The sequence below is a fragment of the Treponema vincentii genome (genome assembly GCF_018336815.1).
In the GTDB taxonomy this organism is placed as follows: domain Bacteria; phylum Spirochaetota; class Spirochaetia; order Treponematales; family Treponemataceae; genus Treponema.
Window position 1 is genome coordinate 1,862,430 of record NZ_CP050497.1, and the last position, 18,500, is coordinate 1,880,929.

Here is an 18,500-nt window from a genome sequence, read left to right on the forward strand (position 1 = left end):
AAAAACGATAATATGAGCAGAGCACGGGACTGTTCGGTGGCATTGTCATATACATTTGGGGAGAGTGTTCCGCTGATTACCGCCTCAGGACGCGGTACAGTTGCGCAAAAGATACGGGAAATTGCCGATAAATGTCATATTCCCCTCATCAATAACCCTCTGTTAGCGGAAGTGTTGGTTGAAGCCGAAATAGGCTCTTGCATTCCCGAAGAAACGTATCAAGCGGTTGCCGCTCTTTTTGCATTTCTTCAAAAAAAGGATGGGATAATCGGTGCTTAGGCGAATTAAGGTAGAAGATTTAAAAGAAGGTATGCTGTTTTCAGAACCGCTGTTCTTTGACGACGGTAAAAATAGAGTTCTGGGCAAAGGGTATCCGGTTTCTGAACGTGAACTATCGGTATTAAAGCAATGGAAAGTACCTTTTGTTATGACAGCCGGTAAAAGCATAAAAAAAAGAGCGGAATTAGATGAAAAATTAGATGCACTACCCGACAAAGGGGAAGCTCCTACCGCTAAAACAGCTAACAAAAACACTCAAAAGAAAACAGCGGAAGAAAATACTATTTTACAGCTTCCGGATATTTTAACGCACAGCGAACTGTATACCGAATATTTGGCGATTATCCTAACACTGGATATCTTTTTAACCGAGGTAAAAAAAAGAAAACCAATATCACCCCGCCCCATAGATGGAATTGCCCTGAGACTCCGTAATTTGCTCGCCGCCAATAGACCGCTCGCTATTTCATTCATCTTATCAGCCCAAATTCCTGAACGAGAGATGGCAAAAGCCCTCGTGGATACCGCTATTTTAGCTGAAACCATCGCAAAATTCATGAATCTTCCGGAAGATTATATTGATGACATAGTGCTCGCTTCCCTACTACACGATTGTGGGATGCTAAGAATTCCCGATGCCATTTTAAACAAGAAGACTGCGCTTTCAGATACTGAAATGCAGACCGTTGCGGCTCATACCGTCTATGGATATAAAGCCGTATTATCGGAATTTATGTATACCGAACGGGTCGCGATGCTTGTTTTGCAGCACCACGAACGATGGGACGGCAAAGGATATCCGAACGGACTTGATAAAGAATCCATCGAAATAGGCGCCCGTATCATCGCTGTTGTAGATGCCTTTGTGGCGATGACCGCACAAAAGGCGTATCGTAGTGCACTGCTCGGTTATGATGCGATGAAAACCTTACTTGCGGATAAGGGACGCCGTTTTGATTACGAAGTTATCAAAGCTATGATTCAAAGTATCGGTGTATATCCCATCGGTTCAATAGTGTTGATGAACGACACATCCATCGCCCGTGTTGTGGGTACAGCTCCCGAAGCGCCGTTGCGTCCGTCGATTAGAGTAATCATTGATGAAACCGGACATCTTTATCCCAATAATAAGGGTAAACTTATTGATCTGAAGGAATACAAAAATACTTTTATTGTCAAGGCTATTGACCCGCTACAGTATCAGCAAAAAAAGTGATGGAAGAACGGCTTGGCCCGGCAGGAGAATCTTATGCAGCAAAATGGCTTGAACAGCAAGGATATTCCATCATTGCCCGAAACTGGCGTACAAGAACCGGCGAAATTGACATCATAGCGGAAAAAGGTGAAAGACTTGTTTTCTTTGAAGTGAAGACATTGCCTCACACATCGCTTGCAGACTTGGATATTATTGTCGGAAATAGAAAACAGGAAAGGATTTGTAAAACCGCTAAATATTTTCTCTTAACTCATCGAAAATATAACAAGATGCATATACGTTTTGATGTTCTTGTGTTGCCGTTTGACCCGCGAACAACGGAAGGACTCGAGCCTTTGCATTTAGAGAATGCTTTTGAGGATTATGTATGAATGTTGGCGTGTTTCCAAAAAAAGAGCGGTATACCCCCCGCAAATACTTTACCGAATCCGACTTTCGCGAAATGGAAACAAAACTCAAGGATGAGGCGTATATTCAAGCTGCAATATATCGATTAGCATCGATATTGACCGAACAGATGATGTACATGAAGGATGATGAATAATGAGTAATAGGCGGGGACACAGAAGAGATAATCATTATACCGAAACTGCCGCAACAGACAATAAACCGTATACCGGCTCAAATCATAATGAACCTACAGAACTTTTTATCTGTGCACGATGCGGGAAACCCATCAAAGATTTAAGCGCTGCATTAGCGGATAAAACAGACGGCAAGCCTGTGCATTTCGATTGTGTATTGAATTTTTTAAGGCAAAATGAAACCTTACAGGAAAATGAAGCGATTTCTTATATCGGACAAGGAAGATTTGCCGTTATCAAATATGCTTCAATGGTAACGATGAAAGAGTTCACGATTGTAAGAATCATCGAGTGGGAAGATAAAAATCAACGCGCAGAATGGCGAGGCACCATTGCCGACCGTTTCAGCTTAATCGATTGAGCAGCCATCAGCGTATATCCTAAGCACACTTCCGGACAGCCTATTTGCAAAAGGCATCGCGTATAAATTGCAAGGGGTATCGCATAATTCTTTTCCTTGACTTGACCAGATTAACAGGTTAAACTTATCATAGTTTTAAACCGCAACGCAGCTTGTCGGCTTTGAAAACGGTGTTATGTGATATTACTTCTGCATTAAAGCTGAATAATTCAAATGATTTTCTCTTGCAAAAGAAATAAACTCTTTTTCTTCCTGTGTTACCCGAATTTGAAATTTTAAAGGCGATCCGAATTTTTGTTTTCGACCGGCATTTTCCCTTGCTCCGCCATGTCCAAACTCTTTTGCATAATTTGCAAGACCGGATTTCTTTAAATATTCCTTTTCAGAAATAATTTTTTCATCGGGAGAAAGTTCTGATTCCAATTTCTTAAAAACATAACCTTCCGAATCTTTTACATATACATATCCCATAATCAGATCTCCTTCAAACGTTTCTCAGCAAGTTTTATAGTTTCTTTTTGAGTTTTCTGTGTCTTCTTTACAAAAACGACTCCTATTACAATAATTTTCCCTTCTTTATATTTAAATAAAGACCTAAGTTCATTTGATTTTATTTCAAAAATCTTTTTCTGAAGACGCTTTACTTTTACAAACTCAATTCCCCGTTGTTCAATCTTTTCATATTCTATTTTTAGTAAATCTTTTTGCGATTGTTTCAGAGATGATATTTCAGATTCAACAACAGGCAGTTTTTCCACCGTAAACTTCACGATTTAAATATACCATTTATTTTGATTTTGTCAACAATTTCAATTAAATATTATCAATATATAATTTCGTTCTTTTTAAGAATTATCTTCCTTTATTATCAAATAGAGCCCTGTTATATCTGCTATTTGAACAGTCTTTATAAAAACTTGTGAAAGGAGCCATTTTCCTATTCCGTTTCCCTGTAACTCTCTATTAACAGCAAGCCTCGCGATTCTCAGTGTAGGCATCGCGTATAAATTGCAAGAGGTATCGCATAATTCTTTTCCTTGACTGGAGCAGATTAACAGGATAAACTTATAATAGACTAGGGTAAACGCATCAGGACGTTTTTTTTAACAACCCCGCAGAAAAATTGAAACTATTCGACCAGAACTGCCAAGGATGGCATCGCTAAACAATGTACATCCTTGTACATTGTTTAGCTCTGCACCAAAATTTCAAAAAATACGCTAGATAGCTACCAGTACATACTTTAACAACTTATCAACACGTCTCATCATTAAAACAAACCTCTAATTGTAAGAAAAACTGTAAGAAAAACGAGCAAGCGCAGCAAGACCTTGTTACGGCAGGATTGTAGGCAGCTTGCTTGCTATATCCGAATTACCGGTATAGATCGGTAATTCGGCGGCGAGGTAAGTTATCGAGGTTGCTTACTTCGCTGTTTTACGGCGGAAAGCGCATAGGGCAACCTCGAAATAGCCTTATGCGCTTTTTTTATGCCTTGCAGAGGATTGAGCCTCCGCGTTTGATGCAAGTTCAGAGTAAGGCAGAGCGCAAGCCGCCTACTCTTCGGAGCAGGTGAGCAAAAATCACGGCTTCCGTGTCGCCGTAAAAAGGCAACCAAAATAGGCTTGCGGAGTGTCCCGACTTAGGGCGGTTGAGGGGTTTTAGAAACCGCCCATCTTTTTACAGCGTACCGAAAACCGGCATTACTCTGTTTCGGCGAGGATGTACAAAAGGAATGGTACTACAGGGAAGGGGAAAACACGAGGTTGATATGACGGTATATTTGTATAAAAGTGAGAAAGGCTTATATCGTATGTCGTTGAGCTACGGGCAGTGTAAAATTTACACTGTTAGTTATCAATATTGCTTCTTAAAGACCATAAGGAGGTTATGATTATGGAAAACAAAAAAGAAGTTGACAACATTCAACTATTGGCTGATATAAAAGCCGTTGTTGAAAAACACGGGGCAGTAATTAGCGAATACGCTTATCGTCCTAAAAATGAAAAGTGTTTGTACTGCTTGGATTTGGAAATCGTGTTAAAAAGAAATTGCTCTTTATCATAGATAAAACGCAATTTGAATGGGTTAGCAATTCTTGAAAATTTCTATAGCCGCTTTCATAGCAACTTCTTCACTTTTTGCGTCTTCTTTGATGTTTGCAGCAATTAAATCGGAAAGCGCAAGAAATCGGGCGATTGATTGTTCGGGTGTAATTTTTTCTTCAAGTTTTTTTAAGTGAATTTGATTTAACTCTAAAAGTTTTAAAGCTATATCAATACCTTTTTGTTTCAGCTCTTGATCTGTCATAATAGGGTGCTCCTTGTTGATATTTGCTTAAAGTATCGGAGACTAAAAGAAAATATTGATATATTCTATTCTGTTAGCTTCCTTGCTTTAGATTTTTAATATCTTCAATAGAGATCATCAAATTTTCTACTATTTTGTCAATCTTTTCTTTATTATCGGATTGACAGCCGGTTACGAGATATTCCATAGACACATTAAAAAATTTAGCAATGCGTAATACATCATCGGCGCGTGGAAGGTTACCCGCTTTCCGCATAGAATTATAAGTATTAAGGCTATTAAAAGATAATCCTTCTATAGATTGTATCATCATGTCGATAGTCATATTCTTTTTTTTAGCTAATTCTTTGACCGTTTCAAAAAAAACAAGAAAATCAATATTCATAAAAATCATTATAGACATTTTTAGATTAAAAACAAGTAGAAAATAGCATTTTTTATGTTTTTTTAGACATAAAACTATTGACAAGATGTCATAAAAGACCTATAATAAGCATACAAAGTGTTAGAAAAGACATTTTGAATATTGAACCTTTTCAATCATAAGGAGCGTAAAGAGACTATGACAGCAGTAGAAAAGATGGCGCTTAAGATTGCCAGACAACAAGAAAAAAAGCAAAAAAAAGAGAATGAAAAGCGTGAACAGCTTGCCGCAGGTTTTGCCTTCGTTAAGCCGGTTTCAGCAAGCGCAAAAAAAGTTATTCAGCAGCTAGAAGCGATGATGATCGACGGCTATGCAAAAATTGATAATACGAACGGCGTTTTTATGCCGGTTGTCGTTGAGCAGGTTGGAGCAAATCAAATATCAATCGCTCACTACTACGAGCAGAACGGCGATTTAATGGCCGATCCTGAAATCGTCTTTTTGAAAAAGGAATATTCATACGGTGTTGAATACTATCCTATCTACGAAAGAATGAGCGGCTTCGCTTCAGATGTAGAGCTGGTGATATTCGAGAACGGCAAGCCGAAGATGATTAGCAACCTGCAAAAAGGCGCGTCGAGCTTTTGCACTACTTGGATGAGCACAATTGTAGTGCAGCAAGGCATAGGCAAGTAAACAGCAACAACACCGCCGGAAAATCTCCGGCGGAAGTAACGTGCAGTTCAAGGATAGGAGGTTGATTAACCTTGCTGATTTTTGAGGATTTGAAAAACAAGCGTTTTAATTTCTTGCAGCTCTTTCGCTAGAGAGGCGGTCAAGACTTGTAGCTGTTCAATCTGTTGTGATTGCTCTTGAGTGATAGTTTTTCCTTCACTTGCATAAGCGGTTACCGCATCAATGACATATTGTGTCCGCGTTTTATTTGAGCTTTTAGCCTGTTTGTCTAAATACTCTTTAAAATCTAAAGGTAAATTGAACGATGTAGCAATATTGTTACTCATACTATGAATATACCATAAGAAGCTAAAAACGTCATTAGAAAAACAAAAAAAAGCTAAAAAATCGCTAGATTATCATAAAAACACTTGACAGAAAGCTATTATACAGCTATTATAATAATATCGGTAGCTAATAAAAAGCTATAACGAACCTAAAACGCAAAGGAGCACTAACCATGAAATACTTTACAAAAAAAATGACCTTAGACGAAGTAAAAGCAGCATACAGAGCAGCAGCGATGCGACTTCATCCTGACAGAGTCGGCAGCACCGCGGCAATACAGGAATTGAACAAGGAATTTGAAATCGCTTTTGCGATAGCGCAAAAATTCGAGAAAGCGGATCCAACGTATACCAAGCGGCAGCCTAAAACAGCGGAAAGTGCAGGCAGCTACCGGCGGCAGTTTTACACGTTGAACGGCTGGCAAGGTGAGCGCTATAATCGCAATCTTTCAACAAAAGACATTGCAAAGCTAATCCGTGAATACGTCAAAAATGCGTATCCGACATACCGTTTTTCGATCACCTCAAATATTCGCCATATTACCGTATCTTTAATAGAGCATCCTGTAGAGCTGACAAACCGCGAGTTGTTACTTAACTATTATTATACCTCTGTTTATTCAGGACCGGTATATATTCCATCAAAAGGATATATCAATGCTAATGACACAAATGAAGCGGATCGAGAAGAATGGATTAACCACCAGATAGAAACAGCCGGATGCAAAAAGAACTTTTTTAAATCTGATACGTGGCTTAATCCGGTTGTTTTCGCAGTTTTGCAAGACGTTCAAGATTTTATGAACTCATACAACTACGATGACAGCGATTCAATGACTGACTATTTCAATGTTAATTTTTACGACTCTTTACAGATTGGCAAAGATGGAAAACCTGCGCAGTTTGTAGAACGCACCGCGCGTATCAGTTCTACAAAAAAGACAAAGAGCGTTAAACGGCTTACCGCATAACAATAATCTAACTGCCGGATATACTCCGGCGAAAACATAATTAAGGAGTATGAAGTATGAGAAAAGAAGGTATTGTATGGGTTTTATTAAAAAGCAAACCAGACAAATGGTATAAAGCCGGTCTTATAAGAAACGGCAAGAAGGATGAATTTTTTCGCCTTGGCGGAGAAATTACAGATGATGTAATCGATTGGCATTTTTTGTCAGAAGCGGAGTTGCAAATGGATATCTTTTTCAAACCTTTGGAAAAACACGATATCGAAAAAATAGCGCCGCTCGCGATTGGAGGATAAAAATATGGCATACGTCAAAAAGGTGAAGATTTTTTCTTCAATCAATGAGGGCGTTTTAGAAAAGATAGTTAATATTTTTCTTTCAAAAGAAGTAGAATGCGGGTTTTCTATTATGAGCGTTCAATATCAAATTGCAATAAATGATAACCCCAGTACCGTATGTTATTCGATGCTAAAGTATTCCTGTATGGTCTACTACAGCGAACCGGCGGAGGAATGACAGATGGTTAGTATTCAACGTGAGCACCTTGAAATCGACTATGAAACAGGATTGATAGAAACAGTCCTTTCCAACGGCTGGATAGTCAAACAGCGCTTTAATTGGTTTATCGATTATGACGGTGTGCAAGTAGAATACGATCCGGATGCAATGGAAGTCATCGGCTCGGAGCAAGTGGAAGAGTACAGCGCGGAAGAACGCGCGGCGTTAGCCGAATGTGAATGGAATATAACAGATTTAAAAACAGAAATTTCAAGCAGTACATATTATCGCGAAGCGGCAACAGAATTTAAAGCAAGTCTCAATCCACACGCCTATTACGGTGTAAGTGAAAAAGACTTTTTCGGTCAAGTCTAAAAAAAACGAATGGGAGGGGGATGATGGGTAAGCATCGTGCGGTATACCTGACACGGGGTAAGGCTGCTGCGCTGTACAGCGTCTTATCAGAAACAATTATCAATAATCAGTTACTGATTGGAGAAATTAAATGGGCGATGGAAAACCGTCGGTGGTTTTCAACGTTCGGTTGTAAGACATTCGCTGATTTTGTGCAGTTCAATAGTATTCAGATAACAGATGAATATCTGGTTAATTGGGACAGGTGCCGGTGGTGCCCTTGAGGAGATTAAACATGAAAGTCTATCTATCCGGCGCAATAAGCGCCAATCCGAATTACAAAAATGATTTTGAAAACGCCCGTAAACGGCTCAATGATGCAGGGTTCGCGGTCGTCTCTCCTACAATTTTTTGTGATGAAAGTATGAATTTTGACAGCAGAACGCGAAAATGTTTACAAGTGCTTTCAACGTGTAGCGCTGTTGCGGTGCTCGTAACGCCATATCAATCGGCGCGATGTTGCTTAGAACTTGATGTAGCAAGTGTCCTTTCAATGCAGGTTAAAACGGTTGACGAATGGATCGAATACGCCGAACGGCAAAAGCAAAAACGCGGTTTATGTCGCCGACGGGAGATGAGAGGATGAGCAATAACGAAATACTTTTTGTCGGTTTTCTCTGTCTTGGCAGTGGATATCTACTCGGTCGCGCTCATGCGTTTGTAAAAACCGTTTTTAATGATGTTCATGTTCAGGATAACAAACAAGAAATCGCTCTTGCCTATATCAAAAATCAAGAGCCGCAAATCGAACAATCAATAAAAAAAATAGATGCCGTGCTTGCTAAAATTATTGAACAGATGGAAACAACAAAATAATAGCTATAAGCATAATGCACTTTAAGGAGGAATTAACATGGCAGTTATTGTAGCAGTAATGGGAGAAAGCGGAACGGGAAAATCAACCAGTTTACGCAATTTTCAAAAAGGAGAAGCATCGGTAATCAACGTATCAAAAAAGCCGCTTCCTTTCCGTAATACGTTATCGGTTTTTAAAACGGATAACTATCAAGAAGTTCAGGCGATGATTAAACGAGCACAGGCAAAAAGTGTTGTTATAGATGATGCGCAATATCTGATGGCTTTTGAGTATATGCACCGCGCAAAAGAAAAGGGGTTTGAAAAATTTACCGACATCGGCGCGAATTTTTTCAACCTTACACGAACAGCAATAGCACTCCCTGATGATAAGATTATTTATTTTCTTTTTCATATTGAACGGACAAAAGACGGGAATGAAAAATGTAAAACCATCGGCCAGCTGCTTGATGAGAAAATAACGCTTGAAGGGCTTTTTACCATCGTTTTAAAAACAGTTGTGCTATTGGATGGAAATAATCAGCGGCAATTCTGTTTTGCTACCGTCAATAACGGTAGCGATACGGTCAAAACGCCGATGGGAATGTTCGCAGAGCCACTTATTCCGAATGATTTAAAAGTGGTTGATACGGTTATCCGTGAATATTACGGAATGCCGGAAAATGTTTTTATACAGCATTCACATAATGAAGCGCCGCAAGAGAGCCCCCAAGGCAATCGGCAACAGACCGGTATACAGCAAGTACCACCGCAAAACAGGAAACAGCAGTCGTCTATTTTAAGTTTTGCAAAATCGTATAAGGAGATGTAAGCGAATGAAGAAAAAAGATGTTTTTACTTTCGATGAGCGCTTCCATGTATACCGGCTAAACGGCGAAATCATTCCATCCGTTACAAAAATTATCTGTACTGTTGCAGGGAAAGATTTATCACACATTCCCCCTGAAATTTTAAAGAAGGCAGCGGAGCGCGGTACGGCAATTCATAAAGAAATTGAAACAGGTGTTATTCAATCCGTTGAAGCAAAATGGATTGAACAAAATATCGTCCGTGCATCCTGCAAATTTGAGCAGCAGTTTTATCATACTATTGATGATTTTACGTATGCCGGAACTGCTGATATTGTTGCAAGCGATACGCTTTTTGATATTAAAACACAGAAAGAAGCGGACGTCTTGAGCTGGGCGCTCCAGCTTAACCTGTACAATCTCTTTTTCAAAAAGAAGTGTTTAAAGGTTTTGCATACACCGAATACCGGCAATTTTTCTGTTGTCGATATTCCGTTTTTATCAATAGAGCAGATACAAGAAGTCATTAGCACCTATTTACAAGACGCTCAATTACGGGAGGATTTTATGAACTCAAAGGAAGGCAAAAAAGAACTTGTTGAAGTGCCGCCGCTTGAGCTGACGCTTAAGGTCGTTGAACAGAATATCGGCACGCTCAACACCAATGCCGAACAGCTGTTAGAACTGGTAAAGAAACGACTTGCATACTATTCGATAGACCGGTACAGCGTAGATAACATCGCTGCTGCAAAAAAGGACAAGGCGGAATTAAATAATGCTGCGAAGCTGCTCAATGCAGAGCGTATCCGTATTGAAAAAGAATTTATGAAGCCGATCGAAACATTCAAAACAACCGTTTCAGAAACAGTTAATCTCATAAATGAATGTTCTGCAAAAATCGACGGAATTGTGAAAGAAGTTGAACAAAAAGAAAAGGACAATAAAAAAGCGATCATTATCGAATATTTTGAATCGCTTCATTTTTCACTTGTTGATTTTGATAGGCTGTTTAATCCGAAGTGGCTTAATAAAACAACAAAGCTCAAAGACATTCAAGACGAAATACAGGAGCGGATTGAAAAAATACAAGCTGATTTAGGCGTTCTTGAGCGTATCGGAGAAGCGGAAGCGAAGCACTATTATTTATCAACGCTGAACCTCGATGCGGCTCTTGCAAAAGCGGATGAAATCAAAGCAAATCGCGAACGACTTGCAGCACTTGAAAAAGCGAGGGTAGAACAAAATAGAGCGCAAGAATTATCCGAAAAAGAGCGACTCGATATGGAAGCTGCCGGAGAAGAAATCCCCTTAATATACGATGCTTATTGTCCCCCTTTGCAGGATTATCTTTCTCCGGAACAGACAGAAACGCCGCAAAAAAGAGAAGAAAAATTGCAAGTTTCTTTTACGGTAATCGGAACGGCAGAACAGTTGGTTGACCTTGAAGCGTATATGAAAACTGCACAGCTGCGCTATACATTTCAATAGGAGGATAAGAATATGTTTAATGATTATCAGATAGATGAGAATTATTTTAACAACAATTTCAAAGCAGGTGAATGGGAATGCACCATCACCAAAGTAGAAGAAAAAATATCAAAGAAGAATAATCCGATGCTCGCTCTTTCGTTTACGATTGATGAGCAAGGGACGCTGTATTACTACATTGTCGATGATGTAAGCTCCGAAGACGCATGGAGACGACGTAATCAAAACTTGACTCGCTTTTTCGATTGTTTTTCAATTCCGCGTGGAAACTTTAATTATAACTCATGGATTGGAAAAAGAGGCGTTATCAAAATCGACAAGCGCGCTCCGAATGAGAATGGCGAGCAAAAGGGTTTTGAGGTAAAAGCCTTAATCGTACCGCAACAAATGCAGCAAAACAATAATAACGGAGCTTATCCGCAGCAAAGAAATACAACGCCTAATCACCCTACGTACCCTCAACAAGGACAGTCGCGCCCACATCCGCAAGGACAAAGAGCGGCAGCGACTAATGGACATCAAAGCTATAATCAAACATCCCCGCAAAACGGTTATCAGCAAAGACCGTCGGCATATCAAGGAACGGTACCTCAAACTACACAACCTTCTACTACCGACCCTGAAAATTTTGACAATATACCGTTTTAATTGGTAAGGAAAGAAAAAAAATAACTTCCCGCCGTTTTATTCGCGCTTGAAACAGCGGGAAGTATTGTCAAACGCTATTTTACACTATGGGAGGGAAAGTGTATACAGCAAGTGCGGTTGCAGAAAAAGCGCATATCAATCCCGCGGAAGTGCGGTATTTTGCGCGGAAGTATAACATACCGAAAATCACGATTGAAAATAAACAGCTCTTTATTTTTGACAAAAAAGAGTATCGGCTTTTTCTTCTTTATAAGAATATCCGTAAACAGAGAAAAGAGAATAAAAAGCAACTGCATTTTTCATTTTATGATGATAACAAAACCGTTATACAAAAGCAAAATACGATAAGTAAAAAAGATGTACAGCGTGAAAAAATGCTTATTAAAAAACTCTGCGCAGTCTTACAAAAAGCGGGTAATAACGGCGTTGACAAACTCATTCTACAAACAGCACTAAAGATTGATAAAAAGCAGCTTGAAAATCTTTTAAATAAAAACACTTCGCTTCCCATCGCGGAAGATGAAACGATAGACAATAACCTGTATTGGGTTGGGGCATAAGGAGAAAACAATGAAATTTGACAAATCGAGAGTATACACCGCAGTTAATGCGGATGAATTAAAAATCGGCAGTAAAGTTATTTGTGCCGATACGCTAGCCTTATTAAAAACACGTGTTGAACATTTTGGTGTAAGCTACAACGCATACGAAGTATTACGAGAAATTTTCCCTGATGATGAAGAATATCGATTTTGCGTAGGCTTTGGCGATGAAGTAACGTATGCTTTTGCGTATTTTGTTGAAAGACCTGATGAAAACCCCTTTGGCAAATGTTATGGCTGTGGCTATGTATTCAATTCTGAATTGCGCTTTGACTACGATATAAAATATTGTCCGCGGTGCGGGATGGAAATTGACAGCCCCTTTCCGACTGATTTTTAATGAAGGAAATATAATATGACGTACGAAGAATTTTTTGAAAGAGAAAATAGCCATCGCATCATCAAGCGGTTTTTCTGTAACAGATGATGACATACATTCTATTTTAAAGCCGCATCAAAAAGATACGGTAAAGTGGGCAATTGCCGGAGGCTGCCGTGCTGTTTTTGCAAGTTTCGGGCTGGGGCTTGTTATTCCTTGTATTTTAGCAGGAAGCCATGAAGGGGTCACTATACTCGATCCATTTTTCGGTAGCGGAACCGTAGCAGAAGCGGTAACGCTCTTAAATCGGAACTGGCTCGGTATCGAATTAAATTCTTCCTATCAAAATCTTTACAAAGAACGATTAGCCCTTTTTGCGTAAATAAAAAAATACAAATACCCGTATATAAAAAGAATACAAACAAATGGAACGGATACAACTCTATCATGATTCATTTCAAAATTGGAAAGCGCACTACATAGAAAAAGCACAGCTCGTACTATCCGATTTACCGTACCAGCTCGGAGCTGCCGCATACGGTTCTAATCCGAGTTGGTACATCGGCGGGGATAATAAAAACGGGGAAAGCAAAAACGCGCGATCTTCATTTTTCGACACCGATAGCAAGGCGGGTTTTAGAATTGCTGAATTTTTCCACTTTTGCAACAACCTTTTAATCAAAGAGCCGAAAGCAAAAGGAAAAGCCCCGTGTATGATGTTGTTTTGCGCGTTTGAGCAGCAATTTAAATTGATTGAAACTGCAAAGCAGTACGGGTTTAACAATTATATCAATCTGGTATTTCGGAAGAATTTTTCCGCGCAAGTATTAAAGGCAAATATGCGTATTGTCGGCAATTGCGAATACGGGCTTATTTTTTATCGTGATAAACTACCTAAATTCAACAATAACGGCAAGATGATTTTTAACTGCATGGACTTTGAACGAGATACAGCAACGCCAAAAATCCACCCGACGCAAAAACCGCTTAAATTACTGGAACATTTAATCCGCACCTTTACCGACATAAACGATGTCGTAATCGATCCGTGCGCCGGAAGCGGCACAACATTACTCGCCTGTAAAAACCTCGGACGGAAAGGATACGGCTTTGAAATAAAAAGAGAGTATGTCAAAGGCTTTTATGAAAAGTTCTTGCCGCTTGCGCAAGGAGATTTATTTATTCAAGCAGAATTAGAACGGCAAGAAAAAGAAAAGCAAGCGCGCCGCGCAGCAGCGTTAATCAATGCGTAAACAATAAAATTTAAGGGAGCTTAAAGATGGCGATGAGTTTTATCTTTTATGAAACCTTTGCAAAACAATTAAAACTGTTAGACAAAGAATTGCGCTATCAGTTTTATGAAGCGATTATTGAATATGGGCTTTATGGTACAGAGCCTGATTTTACAGGACTTGAAGCGTGTGCGTGGCTTCCGATACAAGAAGCGATAGACAATGCCAAAGCCCGCCGCGTAAAAAATACCGAAGACGGGAAAAGAGGCGGCCGACCGGAAATACCTGAAGAAGTACAGGATGGTATTTGCGAGGACTTAAAAAACGGACTCACTCAAAAAGAAATAGCCGAGAAATACAATGTATCACAACAAACAGTATCAAATATTAAAAACAATGTTTTTAGTGCTGAATATCAAGAAATTTTACCAAATACTAAAAACGGGGTTTTTAGTACCAAATACCAAAAACCACCTGCGAATACTAAAAACCTTGATGTAGATGTAGATGTAGATGTAGATGTAGATGTTAATGATAATGGTGATGGTGATGGTAATGAAATAGTATCCCCGCCGGAAGAACCGGACGGGGATGTAAAGCCTGCACCTATTAAAAAAACACAAATAATTCCCGAACAAGCGGAGCGTTTAGCTCATCTACTCTATGACCTCCACCGGCAGTCAGACCCTCATTTCACTACCAGTCAAAAGCATATCGAGCAATGGGCGAAAGACATAGAAAAGCTTAGCCGCATTGATAAACGCAGCTATGAAGACATTGAAAAAGCAATCCGCTGGATAAAAACGGCGGGGAACTTCTGGTGTCCAAATATTATATCCGGTTCAAAATTACGGGAAAAATACCCGCAAGTATTTTTTGCAAATGCAACAGCAATACGCACGCTCCCCGCCGGAAGGAAAAAACAAGCGATTCGATTGCAATGTAACCGGCACTCAAGAAGAGATGCCGTTTTAAGCTCAAGGAGGAATTATGCACACGTGTGAAATAAAGCAAGTGAAAAAATATATCCCGCTTTTTCGCGGCAGAGAGGAAACCTTTCACTGCGAAAAACATGGAGATGTACAGGTAATGCACCTAGAAGGATCGACCAAGCCGCCTAAATGCCCTTTGTGTGTACAGGAGCGTGAAGAACAAAAAAGGCGAGAAAAGCTTGAAGAGCAGCGAATAAAAAAGCTCATAGCAATGGGCATCCGCGACAAATATTTCAATGAAAGCTTTATCACTTACAAGCCGCAAAATGAAAAAGCAGCGAAATATCTTCACGATCTTTATGAGCTTGCCAAAAATCCGCGCGATACGTTCGTGCTGATGTACGGTAATAGCGGCACGGGCAAAAGCCACCTTGCAAGCGCGGCGGTTGTACTTAACAACGCGGAATATACAACATGGCAATTTTTAGATTTGAGAATTCGATCGACGTATAACAGCTACGCAGCCAAAAAAACGGAATACCAGATGGTAATGCATTATTGCACTATTCCGTTTCTTGTTATCGACGAAATCGAGAAAGGAAAGAACGAAGATTCAAAAAGCAACTGCTTATCGCTTATTTGTCGTGAACGGCACGAACGCAATCGCCCGCTGTGGCTTGCGGGTAATTGTAATTACGAGTGGGTAAAAACAATGCTTGACAGTTCTGTTATCGATCGACTGAAAGAAAAGGGCAAGTCGTTCAATTTCGACTGGGAAAGTTACCGGCCGAAGCTGCGGGAGGCGGAAGCAAAAGCAAATTGATACAGTGTAATAAGTAATTACACAAACATAAACATAACGGAGGAATAAACAATGGTAAAAGGATTCAAAGGGTTTAATCAAGATTTGACCTGTAGAGGATTTCAGTATGAAATTGGCAAGACGTATGAATACAACGGTGAAATTGAACTGTGTAGTAGTGGCTTTCATTTTTGTAGAAAATTACAAGATGTGCATCAGTTTTATGACTTAAAAACATCTCGTATCTGTGAAATTGAAGCAAATGGGGAAATTGATAATGATGGCATAAAATCTGTATGCGCACGGATACGTATTATACGAGAGCTATCACGTGAAGAGATTGGTGCAGCAGTAAACATAGGTAAAGATAATACAGGGTTATTTAACAGCGGAGACCATAACAGCGGATACCGTAACAGCGGAAACTGTAACAGCGGAAACTGTAACAGCGGAGACCATAACAGCGGAGACTGGAACAGCGGAGACCATAACAGCGGAGACCATAACAGCGGAAACCGTAACAGCGGAAACTGGAACAGCGGAGACCGTAACAGCGGAAACTGTAACAGCGGAGACCATAACAGCGGAGACTGGAACAGCGGATACCATAACAGCGGATACCATAACAGCGGAAACTGTAACAGCGGATGTTTTTGTACTTGTAATAATTCTTCCAGTATTTTTATGACAAAGAAAATCATGTATGAAGCCTTTAATAAACAGCTTACCAAAGAAGAATATCAAAAGCTCATAAGTAGTGATGGCTTTTCGATTGTGCAACGTTTTAAATTGTACTCATTCAAAACTCGCACCGAAAAAAACGGACAGAAACACATTGCCCATTTATCCTACAAAGCAAGTTGGCGCATGTTTTGGCAAAGTCTTACGCCGGAGCAAAAGTTGACTATTAAAAAGATGCCGCATTTTGACGCGGATGTGTTTTATGAGATAACCGGTATCAGGCTGGGGAAATTACACAAGGAGAAAAAGTAATGGAATTTGACAAATCGAGAGTATACACCGCGCTTAATGCGGATGAATTGAAGATTGGGAGTAAGTGCATTTTTGCGGATGATTTAAGAGAGTTAAGACGTTTAGTGAGCATAGAGGATACCTCGCAGGTTTTAATCGCAATCAGAGGAGAATCTTATAAATATCGCTTTGAACAGGCAAAAGCTGACTGTATGGGAGACACCCTTTTTGCCCTTGCCTATCTCATCGAACCGCCCGCCGAACCCAAGCACCTGCCTTTCGCAAGCAATAAAAAAGCGATGGAAGCAATTATGAAACATTGTGGGTGGGTAAAACATAAAAATGAACAATATTCTTTTATAACAGCCATAGATATAGGAGAAGAAGATGGGTATGAAATAAAGATAGATGATGATTGGTTTTCGGCAGATGAGCTTTTAAAAAACTATGTCTTTGCCGATGACGACACACCCTGTGGGGAATTGGTGGAGGAGGAAACAAAATGAAGTTGGTTTTTAACTGGCAAGAGTGTGATCCGGGACCGGCTGCATTTGGCGTTGAAGCTGATCATTTAACGTATGAAGCAGAAATACCGGAAAGCTTTATCCCGAAACAAGTTTTAACGGCAATCAAACAGGGATTTAAACCGCGTGTATTGCTGGTGAATGAGGGGACATTGCCTCAAGAATGACCTACCTATCTGTCTGCTCCGGTATTGAAGCGGCAAGCGTTGCATGGGAGCCGTTAGGTTTTAAGCCTATAGGTTTTGCAGAAATAGAACCTTTCCCTTGCGAATTGTTGAAGCAAAAATACCCTGCCGTAAAAAATTATGGAGATATTACGCAATATGAAAAATGGAACGCAGGGGAATTTGACATTCTGGTCGGAGGCACACCTTGCCAGTCTTTCAGTATTGCCGGAAAGCGAGGCGGAAGTGCTGACGAGCGAGGCGCTCTCATGTATGCCTATTTGGGAATTGTGGAAACATATCGCCCCCGCTGGGTTATATGGGAAAACGTCCCCGGCGTTCTATCCTCGAACAGCGGATATGATTTTGCATCGTTCCTTGCAGGGTTGGAAGAATGCGGGTATGGGTGGGCGTACAGGGTGCTTGACGCTCAGTATTTCGGAGTACCCCAACGACGCCGTAGAGTCTTTGTTATCGGACATAGTGATAACGGAACAGACCGTGCCGCAAAAGTATTATTTGAGCCGGAAAGCCTGTGCGGGGATATTGCGGCGGGCAGCGAAACACAAAAGGAAGCTGCCATTACTTTTGGAAAAGGCGTTAGCTACTTCCGTCGCGGAGGAAACTACAAATATCACAAAGATAAGAAAGCCTCAACATTGAGGAATAGTGCAGCATCCGATTGTTTCGATTTGGTTTTAGCAAGAGAAAAAAAATACATCCGTCGTCTTACCCCGCTTGAGTGCGAACGGTTACAAGGCTTCCCAGACGATTATACACAGATTGAATGGCGCGGAAAATCTGCTGAACAATGTCCGGATAGTTTGCGATATAAGGCAATCGGCAACAGTATGGCAGTCCCTGTCATGCGTTGGATCGGGGAAAGGATTAAAAAGGTACAAGGAGAAATAAAATGAAAAAAACAATTATTTTTATAATTATCATTTATGCAGTTTTTGTAGGAATAATAATTAACACCTTTCCAATAAATATAAGCGGGTTATTACTGAGTTGTTTTTCTTTGATTGCTTTACGCTTATTGAAGAGGGAAATCAAGACTAATTATCTTGAAAAAGAACTTGAAAACTATTTTTACAACAAAGCAGGAATAAAATGACATTTACGAAATATTACATAGAGCAGCTTAAGGACATTCCTGTGCTTTTTAGAGAGGCAAAAAGAGATAAAAAAATGTAG

33 protein-coding genes are annotated in these 18,500 nt (G+C 40.0%); 28 read left to right on the forward strand and 5 right to left on the reverse strand.

The features are described 5' to 3' along the window. Nucleotides 1-12: 12 nt before the first annotated feature. From GWP40_RS08315 to GWP40_RS08335, 5 genes are read left to right on the forward strand one after another with little or no spacing between them, the layout of a single operon-like run. Nucleotides 13-279: an EscU/YscU/HrcU family type III secretion system export apparatus switch protein gene (locus tag GWP40_RS08315; protein WP_212564949.1), complete on the forward strand. Its 267-nt coding sequence runs from the start codon at nt 13-15 to the stop codon at nt 277-279. Next, on the forward strand, nt 272-1,495 hold the full coding sequence (locus GWP40_RS08320) for an HD-GYP domain-containing protein (RefSeq protein ID WP_212564950.1): 1,224 nt from the start codon (nt 272-274) through the stop codon (nt 1,493-1,495). The genes GWP40_RS08315 and GWP40_RS08320 overlap by 8 nt, the downstream gene beginning before the upstream one ends. Then, nucleotides 1,495-1,866 carry a YraN family protein gene (locus GWP40_RS08325; protein WP_212564951.1) on the forward strand — a complete coding sequence of 124 codons (372 nt, stop codon included), beginning with the start codon at nt 1,495-1,497 and terminating at the stop codon, nt 1,864-1,866. Before GWP40_RS08320 ends, GWP40_RS08325 begins: the two co-directional genes overlap by 1 nt. Beyond that, on the forward strand, nt 1,863-2,039 hold the full coding sequence (locus GWP40_RS08330) for a hypothetical protein (RefSeq protein ID WP_212564952.1): 177 nt from the start codon (nt 1,863-1,865) through the stop codon (nt 2,037-2,039). The genes GWP40_RS08325 and GWP40_RS08330 overlap by 4 nt, the downstream gene beginning before the upstream one ends. Beyond that, on the forward strand, nt 2,039-2,440 hold the full coding sequence (locus GWP40_RS08335) for a hypothetical protein (protein WP_212564953.1): 402 nt from the start codon (nt 2,039-2,041) through the stop codon (nt 2,438-2,440). Before GWP40_RS08330 ends, GWP40_RS08335 begins: the two co-directional genes overlap by 1 nt. A gap of 183 nt (nt 2,441-2,623) precedes the next feature. Here GWP40_RS08335 and GWP40_RS08340 read toward each other — a convergent pair whose 3' ends face one another. Beyond that, nucleotides 2,624-2,911 carry a hypothetical protein gene (locus GWP40_RS08340; RefSeq protein ID WP_212564954.1) on the reverse strand — a complete coding sequence of 96 codons (288 nt, stop codon included), beginning with the start codon at nt 2,909-2,911 and terminating at the stop codon, nt 2,624-2,626. Nucleotides 2,912-2,913: 2 nt separating this feature from the next. Beyond that, entirely contained in the window at nt 2,914-3,198 is a 285-nt protein-coding gene (locus GWP40_RS08345) for a type II toxin-antitoxin system RelE/ParE family toxin (RefSeq protein ID WP_212564955.1), read from the reverse strand. Between the two features lie 1,138 nt (nt 3,199-4,336). Between GWP40_RS08345 and GWP40_RS08350 the strand changes: the two genes are divergently transcribed. After that, a complete protein-coding gene (locus GWP40_RS08350) occupies nt 4,337-4,507 on the forward strand; it encodes a hypothetical protein (protein ID WP_212564956.1) in 171 nt (56 codons plus the stop codon). A gap of 21 nt (nt 4,508-4,528) precedes the next feature. Here GWP40_RS08350 and GWP40_RS08355 read toward each other — a convergent pair whose 3' ends face one another. Then, the gene (locus GWP40_RS08355) at nt 4,529-4,750 is read right to left on the reverse strand and encodes a hypothetical protein (RefSeq protein WP_212564957.1); all 222 of its coding nucleotides are present in this window, start codon (nt 4,748-4,750) and stop codon (nt 4,529-4,531) included. A gap of 73 nt (nt 4,751-4,823) precedes the next feature. Then, complete coding sequence (locus GWP40_RS08360; protein WP_212564958.1) at nt 4,824-5,135, reverse strand: helix-turn-helix domain-containing protein; 312 nt, start codon at nt 5,133-5,135, stop codon at nt 4,824-4,826. A gap of 177 nt (nt 5,136-5,312) precedes the next feature. Between GWP40_RS08360 and GWP40_RS08365 the strand changes: the two genes are divergently transcribed. Continuing rightward, complete coding sequence (locus tag GWP40_RS08365; protein ID WP_212564959.1) at nt 5,313-5,810, forward strand: DUF6908 domain-containing protein; 498 nt, start codon at nt 5,313-5,315, stop codon at nt 5,808-5,810. Between the two features lie 65 nt (nt 5,811-5,875). Here GWP40_RS08365 and GWP40_RS08370 read toward each other — a convergent pair whose 3' ends face one another. After that, on the reverse strand, nt 5,876-6,136 hold the full coding sequence (locus tag GWP40_RS08370; RefSeq protein WP_212564960.1) for a hypothetical protein: 261 nt from the start codon (nt 6,134-6,136) through the stop codon (nt 5,876-5,878). 173 nt (nt 6,137-6,309) lie between these two features. Between GWP40_RS08370 and GWP40_RS08375 the strand changes: the two genes are divergently transcribed. The 21 genes from GWP40_RS08375 (at nt 6,310) to GWP40_RS08475 (ending at nt 18,420) form a co-directional block, all read left to right on the forward strand. After that, entirely contained in the window at nt 6,310-7,107 is a 798-nt protein-coding gene (locus GWP40_RS08375; protein ID WP_212564961.1) for an LPD29 domain-containing protein, read from the forward strand. Between the two features lie 56 nt (nt 7,108-7,163). Further along, nucleotides 7,164-7,400: a hypothetical protein gene (locus GWP40_RS08380; protein ID WP_212564962.1), complete on the forward strand. Its 237-nt coding sequence runs from the start codon at nt 7,164-7,166 to the stop codon at nt 7,398-7,400. Nucleotides 7,401-7,404: 4 nt separating this feature from the next. After that, nucleotides 7,405-7,620: a hypothetical protein gene (locus tag GWP40_RS08385; protein ID WP_212564963.1), complete on the forward strand. Its 216-nt coding sequence runs from the start codon at nt 7,405-7,407 to the stop codon at nt 7,618-7,620. 3 nt (nt 7,621-7,623) lie between these two features. Further along, the gene (locus GWP40_RS08390) at nt 7,624-7,977 is read left to right on the forward strand and encodes a hypothetical protein (RefSeq protein WP_212564964.1); all 354 of its coding nucleotides are present in this window, start codon (nt 7,624-7,626) and stop codon (nt 7,975-7,977) included. A 20-nt stretch (nt 7,978-7,997) separates the two neighbouring features. After that, a complete protein-coding gene (locus tag GWP40_RS08395; protein ID WP_212564965.1) occupies nt 7,998-8,240 on the forward strand; it encodes a hypothetical protein in 243 nt (80 codons plus the stop codon). A gap of 11 nt (nt 8,241-8,251) precedes the next feature. Then, nucleotides 8,252-8,602 carry a DUF4406 domain-containing protein gene (locus GWP40_RS08400; RefSeq protein ID WP_212564966.1) on the forward strand — a complete coding sequence of 117 codons (351 nt, stop codon included), beginning with the start codon at nt 8,252-8,254 and terminating at the stop codon, nt 8,600-8,602. Then, nucleotides 8,599-8,832 carry a hypothetical protein gene (locus GWP40_RS08405; RefSeq protein ID WP_212564967.1) on the forward strand — a complete coding sequence of 78 codons (234 nt, stop codon included), beginning with the start codon at nt 8,599-8,601 and terminating at the stop codon, nt 8,830-8,832. The genes GWP40_RS08400 and GWP40_RS08405 overlap by 4 nt, the downstream gene beginning before the upstream one ends. Before the next feature lie 37 nt (nt 8,833-8,869). Continuing rightward, entirely contained in the window at nt 8,870-9,643 is a 774-nt protein-coding gene (locus tag GWP40_RS08410) for a DEAD/DEAH box helicase family protein (protein WP_212564968.1), read from the forward strand. Nucleotides 9,644-9,647: 4 nt separating this feature from the next. After that, entirely contained in the window at nt 9,648-11,108 is a 1,461-nt protein-coding gene (locus GWP40_RS08415; protein WP_212564969.1) for a DUF1351 domain-containing protein, read from the forward strand. A gap of 12 nt (nt 11,109-11,120) precedes the next feature. Beyond that, nucleotides 11,121-11,756, forward strand: coding sequence for a hypothetical protein (locus GWP40_RS08420; RefSeq protein WP_212564970.1), 636 nt, complete (start codon nt 11,121-11,123; stop codon nt 11,754-11,756). Nucleotides 11,757-11,854: 98 nt separating this feature from the next. Further along, nucleotides 11,855-12,316, forward strand: a complete 462-nt coding sequence (locus tag GWP40_RS08425; protein WP_212564971.1) for a hypothetical protein — start codon at nt 11,855-11,857, stop codon at nt 12,314-12,316. 10 nt (nt 12,317-12,326) lie between these two features. After that, nucleotides 12,327-12,698 (forward strand): hypothetical protein, encoded by a 372-nt coding sequence (locus GWP40_RS08430; RefSeq protein WP_212566625.1) that lies wholly within the window; start codon nt 12,327-12,329, stop codon nt 12,696-12,698. A gap of 34 nt (nt 12,699-12,732) precedes the next feature. Next, entirely contained in the window at nt 12,733-13,059 is a 327-nt protein-coding gene (locus tag GWP40_RS08435; protein WP_212564972.1) for a DNA methyltransferase, read from the forward strand. Between the two features lie 43 nt (nt 13,060-13,102). Then, complete coding sequence (locus GWP40_RS08440) at nt 13,103-13,930, forward strand: DNA-methyltransferase (RefSeq protein ID WP_212564973.1); 828 nt, start codon at nt 13,103-13,105, stop codon at nt 13,928-13,930. Between the two features lie 26 nt (nt 13,931-13,956). Then, the gene (locus GWP40_RS08445; RefSeq protein ID WP_212564974.1) at nt 13,957-14,913 is read left to right on the forward strand and encodes a DUF6291 domain-containing protein; all 957 of its coding nucleotides are present in this window, start codon (nt 13,957-13,959) and stop codon (nt 14,911-14,913) included. Beyond that, nucleotides 14,900-15,664: a P-loop NTPase family protein gene (locus tag GWP40_RS08450; RefSeq protein WP_212564975.1), complete on the forward strand. Its 765-nt coding sequence runs from the start codon at nt 14,900-14,902 to the stop codon at nt 15,662-15,664. The genes GWP40_RS08445 and GWP40_RS08450 overlap by 14 nt, the downstream gene beginning before the upstream one ends. Nucleotides 15,665-15,715: 51 nt before the next feature. Continuing rightward, entirely contained in the window at nt 15,716-16,636 is a 921-nt protein-coding gene (locus GWP40_RS08455) for a DUF7666 domain-containing protein (protein ID WP_212564976.1), read from the forward strand. After that, on the forward strand, nt 16,636-17,121 hold the full coding sequence (locus GWP40_RS08460) for a hypothetical protein (RefSeq protein WP_212564977.1): 486 nt from the start codon (nt 16,636-16,638) through the stop codon (nt 17,119-17,121). The genes GWP40_RS08455 and GWP40_RS08460 overlap by 1 nt, the downstream gene beginning before the upstream one ends. After that, nucleotides 17,118-17,306: a hypothetical protein gene (locus GWP40_RS08465; protein WP_212564978.1), complete on the forward strand. Its 189-nt coding sequence runs from the start codon at nt 17,118-17,120 to the stop codon at nt 17,304-17,306. The genes GWP40_RS08460 and GWP40_RS08465 overlap by 4 nt, the downstream gene beginning before the upstream one ends. Further along, complete coding sequence (locus GWP40_RS08470) at nt 17,303-18,220, forward strand: DNA cytosine methyltransferase (protein ID WP_212564979.1); 918 nt, start codon at nt 17,303-17,305, stop codon at nt 18,218-18,220. The genes GWP40_RS08465 and GWP40_RS08470 overlap by 4 nt, the downstream gene beginning before the upstream one ends. Continuing rightward, nucleotides 18,217-18,420, forward strand: a complete 204-nt coding sequence (locus GWP40_RS08475; RefSeq protein WP_212564980.1) for a hypothetical protein — start codon at nt 18,217-18,219, stop codon at nt 18,418-18,420. Before GWP40_RS08470 ends, GWP40_RS08475 begins: the two co-directional genes overlap by 4 nt. Nucleotides 18,421-18,500: the final 80 nt, after the last annotated feature.

Coding starts and splice junctions, on each gene's coding strand:
- GWP40_RS08470 (WP_212564979.1), top strand. CDS start 17,303: ATGACCTACCTATCTGTCTGCTCCGGTATTGAAGCGGCAAGCGTTGCA.
- GWP40_RS08340 (WP_212564954.1), bottom strand. CDS start 2,911: ATGGGATATGTATATGTAAAAGATTCGGAAGGTTATGTTTTTAAGAAA.
- GWP40_RS08460 (WP_212564977.1), top strand. CDS start 16,636: ATGGAATTTGACAAATCGAGAGTATACACCGCGCTTAATGCGGATGAA.
- GWP40_RS08455 (WP_212564976.1), top strand. CDS start 15,716: ATGGTAAAAGGATTCAAAGGGTTTAATCAAGATTTGACCTGTAGAGGA.
- GWP40_RS08330 (WP_212564952.1), top strand. CDS start 1,863: ATGAATGTTGGCGTGTTTCCAAAAAAAGAGCGGTATACCCCCCGCAAA.
- GWP40_RS08375 (WP_212564961.1), top strand. CDS start 6,310: ATGAAATACTTTACAAAAAAAATGACCTTAGACGAAGTAAAAGCAGCA.
- GWP40_RS08385 (WP_212564963.1), top strand. CDS start 7,405: ATGGCATACGTCAAAAAGGTGAAGATTTTTTCTTCAATCAATGAGGGC.
- GWP40_RS08475 (WP_212564980.1), top strand. CDS start 18,217: ATGAAAAAAACAATTATTTTTATAATTATCATTTATGCAGTTTTTGTA.
- GWP40_RS08370 (WP_212564960.1), bottom strand. CDS start 6,136: ATGAGTAACAATATTGCTACATCGTTCAATTTACCTTTAGATTTTAAA.
- GWP40_RS08415 (WP_212564969.1), top strand. CDS start 9,648: ATGAAGAAAAAAGATGTTTTTACTTTCGATGAGCGCTTCCATGTATAC.
- GWP40_RS08350 (WP_212564956.1), top strand. CDS start 4,337: ATGGAAAACAAAAAAGAAGTTGACAACATTCAACTATTGGCTGATATA.
- GWP40_RS08465 (WP_212564978.1), top strand. CDS start 17,118: ATGAAGTTGGTTTTTAACTGGCAAGAGTGTGATCCGGGACCGGCTGCA.
- GWP40_RS08395 (WP_212564965.1), top strand. CDS start 7,998: ATGATGGGTAAGCATCGTGCGGTATACCTGACACGGGGTAAGGCTGCT.
- GWP40_RS08440 (WP_212564973.1), top strand. CDS start 13,103: ATGGAACGGATACAACTCTATCATGATTCATTTCAAAATTGGAAAGCG.
- GWP40_RS08380 (WP_212564962.1), top strand. CDS start 7,164: ATGAGAAAAGAAGGTATTGTATGGGTTTTATTAAAAAGCAAACCAGAC.
- GWP40_RS08450 (WP_212564975.1), top strand. CDS start 14,900: ATGCACACGTGTGAAATAAAGCAAGTGAAAAAATATATCCCGCTTTTT.
- GWP40_RS08405 (WP_212564967.1), top strand. CDS start 8,599: ATGAGCAATAACGAAATACTTTTTGTCGGTTTTCTCTGTCTTGGCAGT.
- GWP40_RS08335 (WP_212564953.1), top strand. CDS start 2,039: ATGAGTAATAGGCGGGGACACAGAAGAGATAATCATTATACCGAAACT.
- GWP40_RS08360 (WP_212564958.1), bottom strand. CDS start 5,135: ATGAATATTGATTTTCTTGTTTTTTTTGAAACGGTCAAAGAATTAGCT.
- GWP40_RS08365 (WP_212564959.1), top strand. CDS start 5,313: ATGACAGCAGTAGAAAAGATGGCGCTTAAGATTGCCAGACAACAAGAA.
- GWP40_RS08355 (WP_212564957.1), bottom strand. CDS start 4,750: ATGACAGATCAAGAGCTGAAACAAAAAGGTATTGATATAGCTTTAAAA.
- GWP40_RS08325 (WP_212564951.1), top strand. CDS start 1,495: ATGGAAGAACGGCTTGGCCCGGCAGGAGAATCTTATGCAGCAAAATGG.
- GWP40_RS08410 (WP_212564968.1), top strand. CDS start 8,870: ATGGCAGTTATTGTAGCAGTAATGGGAGAAAGCGGAACGGGAAAATCA.
- GWP40_RS08400 (WP_212564966.1), top strand. CDS start 8,252: ATGAAAGTCTATCTATCCGGCGCAATAAGCGCCAATCCGAATTACAAA.
- GWP40_RS08420 (WP_212564970.1), top strand. CDS start 11,121: ATGTTTAATGATTATCAGATAGATGAGAATTATTTTAACAACAATTTC.
- GWP40_RS08445 (WP_212564974.1), top strand. CDS start 13,957: ATGGCGATGAGTTTTATCTTTTATGAAACCTTTGCAAAACAATTAAAA.
- GWP40_RS08315 (WP_212564949.1), top strand. CDS start 13: ATGAGCAGAGCACGGGACTGTTCGGTGGCATTGTCATATACATTTGGG.
- GWP40_RS08430 (WP_212566625.1), top strand. CDS start 12,327: ATGAAATTTGACAAATCGAGAGTATACACCGCAGTTAATGCGGATGAA.
- GWP40_RS08390 (WP_212564964.1), top strand. CDS start 7,624: ATGGTTAGTATTCAACGTGAGCACCTTGAAATCGACTATGAAACAGGA.